The sequence below is a fragment of the Mycobacterium sp. genome, from assembly GCF_036488105.1.
GTDB lineage: Bacteria > Actinomycetota > Actinomycetes > Mycobacteriales > Mycobacteriaceae > Mycobacterium.
Genome location: NZ_DASXHW010000353.1, coordinates 1 through 10,860, shown reverse-complemented (window position 1 = coordinate 10,860; position 10,860 = coordinate 1). Strand labels below are relative to the sequence as shown.

The window sequence follows — 10,860 nt, the reverse complement described above, 5'->3', positions numbered from 1 at the left end:
TCGGAACGTATTGCGCGGCACGCTCTTCGATGGTTCCCTCGACCCGCTCGAAGCCGTACATCGGGGTGTCGGCCGGCAGACGGCTCAGCAGCGGCTCGTAGACCACCGTCGAGCCGCCCGCGGCGTGGAACACGAAAACCGGTGGCTTGGTGGAGCCTTCGGGCCTGGCCCGAAGCGTGCGGACGAAGCCGTCGATCTGGCCGGCCTCCAGGAATTCGCGCACGGTGGTCGCGAGCTGCTCGATGGTCTCGGCCGCCTTGACGTCGTCAACGGTGATCGTGCCCTCGGCGCGCTCGGACAACCGCTCCGCCATCTTGGCGGCGGCGGCGTCGTCCAGCTTGGGCAGGTCGTTGAAGATGCCGCCCGGCGACTTGCCGGTGACGATGGCCCACGTCGCGAACGCGACGCGCTCGGCGGCATCCCGGGGCGGGATATCCGAACCCAGCGCGTCGGCGACGGCCTGCTGGTTGAGTGCCTGCGCGGCACCCGCCAAGTTGGGTGCCGCGGGTTGCGCGGCAGGACCGGCCGGGTTGGTCGGCGGCGGCGGGATCGCGGCATCCGACCGCGTCTCGGGCTCGGTCTGGGTGTCGGGTGACAGCGCGGCCAGCGACGGCGGTGTCACCCCGGACAGCATGGCCGCCTGCTCCGCGGCGATCTCGTCGGCGGTCAGGGTCTTCTGGTGCTCGTGCAGCTGCTGCACCTCGTCGCGGTGCTCGATCGCGTATTCGATCAGCTTCTCGACGCCGTAGAGGTTGGCGTCGCGAACCGCCTGCAGCTGAATCGGCGGCAGGTCGAAGTCGTACTCGACGCGGTTCTTGATCCGCACGGCCATCATCGAATCGAGGCCGAGTTCGACCAGCGGGACCTCCCAGGGCAGATCCTCGGGCTCGTAACCCATCGCCATCGATACGATGGCCGCCAGCCGATCACGAATCGTCTCACCGGAATCCGGTATCCACCGGGCCAGCGCGCCCACCTGACGGGCGGTCAGGCTGTCGGTCACGGCGTCGACCACGGGCTCATCCGCTGCGGGCTCGGCGACCGGTGCGGCCACCGAGGTCTGCGTCGCGGCGATCGCCGCACCCGCGCCCACGGCGGTCGGCAACACCGAGGCCTGGCCCGCCCGCGACACCAGCGCGTCGTAGACCAGCGTGAAGGACTCGTCGATGCGCGCGTGGATCTGCACGGCCGCGCCACCGGGGTGACGGGTCAGCGTCGTCACCAGCCGGGCGTTGGCGGCCGGCACGGCGCGCTGCTCGGAGGCGGTCAGCACCGCATCCGGAAGCACTTGCGTCGCAGCGGCTCTCACCAGAGCGGCCAGATCGGCCTCCCCGCGCGGCGCGTACTCCCAGACATGCCGGCCGTCGGGCATCGCCACGTGCGTGCCGGGCATGAGCACCGAGCCGTCGCCGGAGAAGTGCGCATCCAGCCAGTGCTCCTTGCGGCGGAACTTGGTCGGCGGAATGTTCGCGTAGTCCTCTGGACCGGACGCGCGAGTGAACAGTGTGCGGATGTCGAGGTCGTGCCCGAACACGAACAACTGCGCCATCGCCGAGATCATCGACTCGACGTCGTCCTGCTTGCGGGCCAGCGTCGGGATCAGCTGTGCGTCCGGCAATCCCGCGGCCGCGGTAGTCAATCCGATCTGCATCAGCGCGACCGGGTTCGGCGCGAGCTCCAAAAACGTGGTGTACCCGTTGTCGACGGCGTTGCGCACGCCGTGGGTGAAGTACACCGAATGCCGCATGCCCTTGAGCCAGTAGGCGACATCGTGGATCGGCTCGCCGCCCGGCCGGACGTAGGTCCCCTCGTGCACCGTGGAGAAGATCCCGATCTTCGGGCTGGTCGGCGAAATTCCTTGCAGCTCAGCGGAGAACTCGCCCAGCAGCGGATCCATCTGCGACGTGTGGCCGGCGCCCTTGGTCTGGAGTTTGCGGGCGAAGCGCCCTTCCGCCTCGGCGCGGGCGACGATCGCGTCGATCTCGTCGGGCGGCCCGCCGATGACGGTCTGACTCGGCGCGGCGTAGACACACACCTCCAGGCCGGGGAAGTCGGCGAACACCGTCTTGAGTTCGTCGGCGGAGTACTCGACCAGCGCCATGAACCGGATGTACTCGCCGAACAACATCGCCTCGCCCTCACCCATCAGGTGCGAGCGCGAGCAGATCACCCGGGTGGCGTCGGCGAGCGAGAGCCCGCCGGCAAAGTAGGCTGATGCGGGTTCGCCCAGCGACTGGCCAATCACCGCAGCGGGTTTGGCGCCATGACTCTTGAGCACCTCACCGAGCGCGATCTGGATCGCGAAGATGACGACGTTGCTGGTTTCGATGCCGTAGTCAACCGAGTCGTCGAGGATCAGCTCGAGGACCGAGTAGCCCCGCTCGTCCTGAATCAGCGCGTCGACCTTGTCGATCCACTCGGCGAAGACCTCGTCGCGCAGGTACAGGTTCTTGCCCATCTTGCGGTGCTGCGCACCGAAACCGGCCATTGCCCAGACCGGGCCATTGGTCGCCGGCCCGTCGGTGCTGAACACGTAGGGCTTCTGCTTGCCATCGGCGATCGCGCGCAGACCCTTGACGGCTTCTTCGTGGTCGTGGGCCAGCACCACCGCGCGGGAACGGCCGTGGTTGCGCCGTGACAGCGCCCGGCCGATCGATTCCAGCGACGACGCCTGGCCCTCAGGGCTTTCCATCCAGTCGGCTAGCTCGGCCGCGGCGGCCCGCTTGCGCGACGTCAGGAACGCCGAGACCGGCAACGGCACCACGGGCACCGGAACCTCTTCGGCCGCAAGCTCTTCCAGCGCGATCTCTTTGAGCCGGATGGCTTCGTCGGTGAGGCCGGGCAGTCCGTACTCATCGTCCGCCGGCCTGGTGCCGGCTTCGGCAGAATCGATGAACTCGCCGTACTCGTCGAAACGCACCCCGCCTACCAGCTCGCCGTGCTCCTCGGCGGCGGCCGCCACCGGCTCAGCCTCGGGTTGCGGTTCGGGCTCGCGCTCGACGACGTCGCGGGGCAGCACCTCACGCAGCACCACGTGCGCGTTGGCGCCACCGAAGCCGAAGCTGGACACACCCGCCACGGCATACCCGCCGTAGCGCGGCCAGTCGGCGACGGTGTCCAGCACGCGCAGATGCGCGGCGTCGAAGTCGATGTACGGGTTGGGCCCGGCGTAGTTGATCGACGGCGGCAGCTTGTCGTGCTGCAGCGACAGCACCATCTTGGTCAGGCTGGCCGCACCGGCCGCCGACTCCATATGCCCGACATTGGTTTTCACCGCGCCGAGCAAAAGCGGCTTGTCGGCGGGGCGGCCGCGGCCGATCACCCGGCCCAGCGCCTGCGCCTCGATCGGGTCACCGAGCACCGTGCCGGTGCCGTGCGCCTCGACGTAGTCGATGGTGCGCGGGTTGATGCCGGCGTCCTTGTAGGCCCGGCGCAGCACATCGGCCTGCGCGTCGGGGTTCGGCGCGATCAGCCCGTTGGACCGGCCGTCGTGGTTGATCGCGCTACCGGCGATCACCGCGAGAATCTGGTCGCCGTCGCGGCGGGCGTCGTCGACCCGCTTGAGCACCAGCATCGCGCCGCCCTCGGAGCGGGTGTAGCCGTCGGCGTCGGAGGAGAACGACTTGATCCGGCCGTCCGGCGAGAGTACCTGGCCGATCTCGTCGAAACCGAGCGTCACCGCGGGCGTGATCAGCGCGTTGACGCCTCCTGCGACAGCCACGTCGCATTCGCCGCCGCGCAGCGCCTGCACGGCCTGGTGGGTGGCGACCAGCGAACTCGAGCAGGCGGTGTCCACCGCGACCGACGGGCCGTGGAAGTCGAAGAAGTACGAAACCCGGTTGGCCACAATCGAACTCGCGGTACCGGTGATCGCGTACGGGTGGGCGACGGTCGGATCCGACATGGCCAGGTAGCTGTAGTCCATCACCGAAGTGCCGACGTAGACGCCGACGGCCTCGCCGCGCAGGCTGGAGGCCGGGATGCGGGCGTGCTCGAGCGCCTCCCAGGTCAGCTCCAGCGTCATCCGCTGCTGAGGGTCGATGTTGTCGGCTTCGGTCTTGGACAGCGCGAAGAACTCGGAGTCGAATCCTTTGATGTCGGTGAGGTATCCGCCGCGGGTGCGGGCGTTCTTGATCCGCTCGGCCAGCCGCGGCTCATCCATGAACTCCGACCAGCGGCCCTCGGGCAGGTCGGTGATCGCGTCGCGACCTTCCAGCAGCGCCTGCCAGGTCTGCTCGGGAGTGTTCAGGTCGCCGGGCAACCGGGTGGCCAGGCCCACCACGGCGATGTCGACGCGCTCGACCGGCCCGGTACGGGTCCAGTCGGTGTCGTCGTCGGCGGCCTCGGTCTCCGGGTCGCCCTCGACGATCCAGGTGGCCAGCGATTCGATCGTCGGGTGCTCGAAGGCGACCGCGATCGACACCGTCACCCCGGTGTGGTCCTCGATGTCGGCGGCCATCGCCACCGCGTCGCGTGAGGACAGGCCGAGCTCCACCATCGGCGTGGCCTCGCCGATCGCGTCGGGCGACTGCCCGGTGGCCTGGCCGATCCAGGTGCGCAGATAACGCCGTACCTCGGCGACGGTCATGTCGGTGCGCGCTGGCGCTGCACCGCCGTCGCTGCGCTCTGCATCGTCGCCAGCGGGCGACGGTTGGGATTCGAGGTCGGTGTCAGTCATATTCGCGTTCAATCGGTTTGGTCAGGGAAGGAGTTTGGGGCCGCGGTGCCGCTGCGCAGGGTGCCGTCGATGTAGGCGGCGCGGCATGCGCGGCGGCCGATCTTGCCACTGGAGGTCCGGGGCACGGATCCGGCCTGTACCAACAGGACGTCGCGCACCGTCACTCCGTGCCGGACGGCGATGGCCGCCCGGATGTCGTCGGCGATGGGCTGGTAGTCGAGCTTGTGCGCACCGGCGGCACGCTCACCGACGATCACCAGCTGCTCGGAGCTGTCCTCCGGGTCGTACTTGAGGCCGGCGTGCGGGTCGTCGAAAACGCTTGCGGGCAGTTGGTTGGTGGGCACCGAGAACGCGGCCACGTAGCCCGGGCGCAAGGCCCGGCTGGCTTCTTGCGCCGAGTACTCGAGATCCTGCGGGTAGTGGTTACGCCCGTCGACGATGACCAGATCCTTGACCCGGCCGGTGATATAGAGGTGATCGTTGTGGTAGGTGCCGTAGTCACCGGTGCGCACCCACGTCCCGTCGTCGGCGGCGCCTTCGGCGCGTGACGGGCTGGTGCGCGACTTGAGGATGTTCTTGAACGTCTCCTGGGTCTCTTCTTTCCGGTTCCAGTACCCGGCGCCCATGTTCGTGCCGTGCAGCCAGACCTCGCCGATCTGCCCGTCGGGCAATTCGGTGGCGGTCTCGGCGTCGACGATGATCGCCCACTCGCTGACACCGACCTTGCCGGCGGAGGCCTGCGCGACGCCGTTCGGCGCATCGGCGGGCACTTCGACGAACCGTCCGGTGTTCAGCGCGTCCCGGTCGACGTTGATGATCCTGGGCGGCTCGTCCATCGGGGTGGTCGAGACGAACAGGGTGGCCTCGGCCAGACCGTAGGACGGCTTGATCGCCTTCTCCTGGAAGCCGTAGGGCCCGAACGCGTCGTTGAACTTACGTATCGATGCTGCCGACACCGGCTCGCTGCCGTTGAGAATCGCCTTGACGTTGCTCAGGTCCAGCGGCGGCTCGCCGTCTTTGGGCAGGCCGCGCAGCGCCGCGTGTTCGAAGGCGAAGTTCGGGGCGGCCGAGAAGACCCCGCCGGTCTCGCCTTCCTTGCGGGCGAGCTCGCGGATCCATCTGCTTGGCCGGCGCACGAAGGCCGCGGGCGTCATGAACGTGAAGCGGTAGCCGACCACCGTCGACAACAAGGTGGTGATCAGGCCCATGTCATGGAAGAACGGCAGCCAGCTCACACCGCGGTCACCGTCCTGGCCCTCCAGCGCGTGGATGACCTGCACCACGTTTGTCGGCAGGTTCAGGTGCGTGATCTCGACGCCGGTCGGGGTGCGGGTGGATCCGGAGGTGTACTGCAGATAGGCGACCGTACCCGGGCTGGCCAGGCTGGACTCCCAGGTGCTGGCGACGTCATTGGGGACGGCGTCCACCGCGATCACGCGTGGCCGCTCCTTGGCCGGGCGGCTGCGGAAGAACTTGCGGACCCCCTCGGCGGAGTCGCTGGTGGTCAGAATCGCCGCCGGGGTGCAGTCGTCGAGCACCGCGTGCAACCGGCCGACGTGTCCCGGCTCGGCGGGATCGAACAGCGGCACCGCGATCCGGGCGGCGTACAAGGTGCCGAAAAATGCGGTCAGGTAGTCGAGGCTCTGCGGGCACAGAATGGCGACTCGGTCACCCGGCTGGGTCACCTGCTGAAGCCGCGCGCCCACCGCGCGGTTGCGGGCACCGAACTCGGCCCACGAAATGTCCTTCGCGACGCCTTCACGTTCGGTGGAGAAGTCCAGGAACCGGTAGGCGAGCTGGTCCCCGCGCACCTTCGCCCACTTCTCGACGTGACGAACCAGGTCGGTGTTGTCCGGGAACTTGATCTGGCCGTTCTTGTCGATGAACGGGTTGTGGTACGCCATGCCATGCACTCCTGTCAGAACTGTTCTCGGTCGGCCGCGGTACTGCGGACTGGGCCGACGGCTACGTCCGACGCGGGTCGGCCCAGCCGGACACCGCACGTTTCGCCTGCGCAGGGATGTCGCGAACGGCAAACCTCATCGATGCTACAGACGGCACGCCCGACAATCCGCAACGCATCGACGCGATCGACCGATACAGCTGCTCTTAAATTCCTCTTAATGTTAGTGGTCGGTGCGCCGCGGACCAAATCTGAAGGTACAACTTGTCGCAATCGTGATCAGTGACGCAGGGCCGTCGGTTGCGGGCCTGATCACCCGTGTTTTGGATGGGGGGCGTTCGCGATCGCATTGTGCGCCCAATTCAACGTCCACTCGGTCGACGGCTGGCCGTCCAGACTCCAGAACTGGGTGGTGGCGTACAGCGCGTGCACCGGTTGGCCGGCGCCGCCGGCCAGGATGTCCAGCGTCCTGGGCAGGTTCGCCAGGCTGAACGCCTCCGGTGGAGCCGCGCAGATCAGGTCGCCGGCTCCGCAGATCTCGTTGGTCTTGGCGTCGAGCGCGCCGAAACCGCCCGGCCGAGCGCCCGTCATCGTCAAACCGAGGGTGGACAGCACCGGCACCTCGTGCAGGATGATCTCGGCGCCTTCGCCCGGCGGGTTGGGGCCGATGAACTGGCCCACCCCTTGCTGGCGGCGGCCATCGGCGATCAACGTCACACCCAGCACCAGGTCGTCGTCGACCGGTCCGCGACCATTGCCGATGTCGCTGGCGAGGTCGCCCGCGATCACCGCACCCTGCGAGAAACCCGCCAGCACGTAGCTGGTCAACGGGCACTTGACGTTCATGTCCGTCATCGCCTTGACCGCGGCGCGGGTGCCCTCGGCCCGGCTGTCGTTGTAGGAGATCTGCGGGTCGTTGCTCAGCGGATTGTGGAACTGCGCGGTGTAGGGAACGGTGAACGTCTCGACCCGACTGGAGTTGAACTGCTCGGTGATCGGCCGAGTGACGTTGAGCAACAACGCTTTCGGAAACTGGACCGGGTTGAGCGGGTTGTCCTGCAGCGACGATTCCCAGGTCCCGGGGATCGCGATCAGCTGCACGTCGGGGCAGCTGGAGTCTTGGGAGGCCGGCCGCGGCTTGTGCGGGTGAGCCGCACTGCTGGTCGGCGGCACGATGCTGGGCGGTACCGCGCTCGGCGGGGTGCCCCGCTGCCGCAGGACGCCGACCACCGCGAGGATGACCAGCCCGACGACCAGGGCGACTGCGGCGGCGGCGATCAACGCCAGAATGCGACGACGGCGTTTCCGCCGGGAATTCACAGCCATGGTCTCCTGCTGGCAGAGTCGGTCGATTGGACAGCCGAGGTGCCGTACCGGGCTTGTAGTGACGGTCCGTCGTACGGGGCTGTCGTGCTTTGTTTCACGGTACCGGTTCGCGGCACCGCTCCGGCCGACGCGCTAGCGGATCGCCCCGACGATGTCGCCGGACATCGCGCCCAGCTGCGAGCTCCACGAGCCCCAGTCATTGCTGCCGCCGGTGGGGAAGTCGAAGTGGCCGTTGTGCCCGCCGACGTTGCGGTACTCCTGGTAGAAGAACCGGGCGTTACCCATCGCCTCGCCGGCCTGACCGATCATCGCCGCGGCGTCCCCGCCCATGTTCATCGGGCTCCAGACCCAGATCCGCGAGTTGTTCTGCGCCAGCATCCCTGCGTGCACATCCGGGTCGTGCCACTTCCACCGGCCCAGCTGCGGGGCTCCCCACATGCCGTTGCCGTCGACCCCACCGAACTGCTGCAGACCCGCGAGGATCGCGCCGTTGGTGGTGGTGTTCGACGGGTACAGGAATCCCGACAGCGAACCGGCGAAGCCGAAGCGGTCGGGGTGGAAGGTGGCCAGCGCCATCGCCGCGTAGCCGCCCTGGGAGGCGCCGACGACCCCGTGCCCACCGGGGGCCAGGCCCTTGTTGGCGGCCAGCCAGTCCGGCAACTCTTGCGACAGGAACGTGTCCCACTGCTTGCTGCCATCCCGCTCCCAGTTGGTGTACATGCTGAAAGCGCCGCCGGCCGGCGCGGCCACCGAGATGCCCTTGCCGGCCAACGTGTTCATCGCGTTACCCGCGGTCACCCAGTTGCTGACGTCCGGCGCGGCGTTGAAGGCGTCCAACAGATACACCGCATGCGGGCCGCCGGCCAAGAACTGCACCGGGATGTCGCGGCCCATCGCCGCCGAGGGCACCATCAATGTCTCGTAGCCGGCCGCGCGGGCCGAGCCGCCGTGTCCCACGGCAAGGCTCATCGAGCCGACGGCCGCCAACATAGCGGCGCACAGTAGCCGTAGCAGCATCGACAGACTTCTCATCCCGGACCTCGCTAGTCGCTCGACCACAAATTAGGAGAGGGCCGATCGCCCCCGGTTCCGCAAGGTAGCTAATCACACCGCGGGAGACCGGACGCCAGAAACGGCGAACGGCGACGACCTCGCAAGGTCGCCGCCGTCAGCCGTGCTGTTCTTAGCTCAGGTGTGCTGGCCAGCGGCCGTGGCAGCCGGAGCACCAGCCGGCGCACCCGGGCCGGGACCGGCACCCGGCGTCGCATGGAGGGTCGCCTGCAGGTCGGGCAGCATGGCGTGCAACTGCGCGCCCCAGTACGGCCAGTCGTGCGTGCCGTTGGCGTCGAAGTGGAACTGCGCGTTGTGACCGCCGGCGGCGTTGTATGCGTCCTGGAACTTGATGTTGCTGGTGCGCACGAAGCCCTCGAGGAACTTGGCCGGCAGGTTGTCGCCACCAAGGTCGGACGGCTTGCCGTTACCGCAGTACATCCACAGGCGAGTGTTGTTAGCCACCGTCTTGCTGACGTTGACCAGCGGGTCGTTGCGCTGCCAGGCCGGGTCCTCCTTGGGGCCCCACATGTCGGCGGGCTTGTAGCCACCGGCGTCGCCCATTGCGAAGCCGATCAACGTCGGTCCCATGCCCTGCGAGGGGTCCATGAGACCGGAGAACGAGCCGACCTCGATGAACTGGTCGGGGTGGTAGTTGGCCAGGTTCAGCGACGAGGCACCGGCCATCGACAGACCCACGGCCGCGCCGCCGGTGCTCTTCACACCTTTGGTGGCCAGGAATGCCGGCAGTTCGCTAGTGAGGAAGGTCTCCCACTTGTAGGTCTGACAGCCCGCCTTGCCGCACGCCGGCTTGTACCAGTCGGTGTACCAGCTGGACTGGCCGCCGACCGGCATGACGAGCGACAGACCGGACTGCAGGTACCACTCGAAGGCCTGGGTGTTGATGTCCCAGCCGTTGAAGTCGTCCTGCGCGCGAAGACCGTCGAGCAGGTACACAGCCGGCGAGTTGGCGCCACCGCTCTGGAACTGGATCTTGATGTCACGCCCCATGGCTGCCGACGGCACCTGCAGGTACTCGACGGGTAGACCCGGGCGGGAGAACGCGCCAGCGTCCGCGGTCTGGCCCACGACGCCGATCAGGCCCGGCAGCAGCGCCGCTGCGGCCGCCCCTAGCGCGAGCCGGCGCGGCAAAGTCCTTGCCGCACCGCGAAACCTGTCAACAAGCCTCATTCTTGCTTCCTCATTCATTGTCGGGCCCAACGGTGTGGGTCGGACTGCATCGCCCTATTGCCCAGCATCTCAGCGAGCCGCTTCTTGGCCCGCATCGTGCCGAGCGCGCCCGCCTGGGTCCGGATCTCCGCAAGCCATGGAGGCCCGCATTGATACCGGACGGCGCAGCTGTGCCCACGTAGTGAACCACATGTTGCGGTGTGGATTCTCCTCGGAGTGGGCCCGTCACCGGGCCCCGCGCCACGGCCGGGCCCGCCTGACTCGGCTGTTGATCACCCCGTTGTGAATGTGCCGACGAGCGGTCGTTCGCCGGTAACGATACATATTGACGGTTGCTGGCAGATATTCGGGTCGCCAGCTGGCGCGCGCAGCGGACGCCGACCGAATGGCTGACAAAAATTCTTCCGCCGATAACTGTTCTCGGCTGACGGCTACTACGGCTGATTGCCGGGTTCCTCCTCATCGCGCTTCGCGCTCTGCATCGTCGCCCGGCTACGGCCCGGTGGCGGGCAGACCGGTGTAGGGGGCAGCGCCCGGTTCCGGCACAGCCAGGCCGCACCTGATGAGTTCGTAACGCGGAACACGGTCGATCCGGTAGCGGGTGAACGAGAAGGAGTGCACAAGATTCGACAGGAACCGGTGGAAGCCCATCGGAGCGCGCACCGAATTCAGCATCTGCTGGGTACCTTGGCACTGCAACGCTGCCTCGGCC

5 protein-coding genes and 1 pseudogene are annotated in these 10,860 nt (G+C 67.9%); all 6 read right to left on the bottom strand.

From position 1 onward, the window contains the following. Positions 1-4,588: polyketide synthase Pks13 (gene pks13 / locus VGH54_RS18730; protein ID WP_331513574.1), on the bottom strand; the 4,588-nt coding region annotated here is incomplete at its 3' end. Between the two features lie 98 nt (positions 4,589-4,686). Then, entirely contained in the window at positions 4,687-6,582 is a 1,896-nt protein-coding gene (fadD32, locus tag VGH54_RS18725) for a long-chain-fatty-acid--AMP ligase FadD32 (protein WP_331513573.1), read from the bottom strand. A 311-nt stretch (positions 6,583-6,893) separates the two neighbouring features. Further along, positions 6,894-7,907, bottom strand: coding sequence for a cutinase family protein (locus VGH54_RS18720; RefSeq protein ID WP_331513572.1), 1,014 nt, complete (start codon positions 7,905-7,907; stop codon positions 6,894-6,896). A gap of 132 nt (positions 7,908-8,039) precedes the next feature. Beyond that, entirely contained in the window at positions 8,040-8,939 is a 900-nt protein-coding gene (locus VGH54_RS18715) for an alpha/beta hydrolase family protein (RefSeq protein WP_331513571.1), read from the bottom strand. A 156-nt stretch (positions 8,940-9,095) separates the two neighbouring features. Then, positions 9,096-10,148: an alpha/beta hydrolase family protein gene (locus tag VGH54_RS18710; protein WP_331513570.1), complete on the bottom strand. Its 1,053-nt coding sequence runs from the start codon at positions 10,146-10,148 to the stop codon at positions 9,096-9,098. Between the two features lie 492 nt (positions 10,149-10,640). Then, positions 10,641-10,860 (bottom strand): annotated as a pseudogene (locus tag VGH54_RS18705) (hypothetical protein); the annotation flags it as partial.